1 pseudogene is annotated in these 825 nt (G+C 44.1%); it reads right to left on the reverse strand.

From position 1 onward, the window contains the following. Positions 1-365: 365 nt before the first annotated feature. Positions 366-825, reverse strand: a pseudogene (locus R7O13_RS25735) (ribosome biogenesis GTPase YlqF); the annotation flags it as partial.

Consider the following 825-nt stretch of genomic DNA (forward strand, 5'->3'; position numbering starts at 1 on the left):
TTAGTACACATAATAAATCTCTTTGTGATTTGGAAAAACGCCAGCGCTGACCTTATTTATATTGAGGATTTTGGGGAGAGTGTCACTAATCAAGTTGCATAACTTTGCTAGCGCTTGCAAACTCGATATTTAAGGGTTGGATGGTGGCTGTAACTCCTTAGGCTGTGGGGGTCTAAACTAGTTTGTGTTCAATAAATAAACATGGTTTTTTGTGCTTGTACGCCGTAAAAGATGTGGTACAAGGTTCCACGTAAATACGACAAAATGTGGTTACGTTGATGAGGCGGGGTTATCTAGTTGGGTGTAAAAGTGGCGGACAAAAAAGGCGCGAAAATCGCGCCTAGGAATAGAGTGAGAAAAAGAGCTTAGCGTTTGTTACGTAAGTAACGTTTACGACGTTCTTCCTTACGTTTCGCTTTCTCTTCTTCTTTGCGAGCCGTTTCTATTTCGACTTCGATCAGTTCTTGAGTAATCATCTCAGGAAGCTCAAGAGTGATTTGTCCTAGTGTACCTTGTCGAAGCTCGTGAAGTAGAATCTCAGATACTTTATGAAGATCCACTCGGCCACCTGCTCGTAGCGCGCCGCGACGACGGCCAATTTCTTCCATGATCTCAATGTCAGACTCTGGCAGCTCTTCGATTTGGTAACGTTCTTTTAGACGTTCTGGGTAATGCGCTGCTAGATACTCAACAGTGTAAAACGCAACTTCGTCATACTCCATTGCCGTATCTTTTACGGCACCCGTTGCCGCTAAACGGAAACCACTATGTGGGTTTTCCACTTTTGGCCAAAGAATCCCAGGTGTGTCAGACAGAACAATGCCG

The organism is Vibrio sp. Y176 (genome assembly GCF_033438945.1).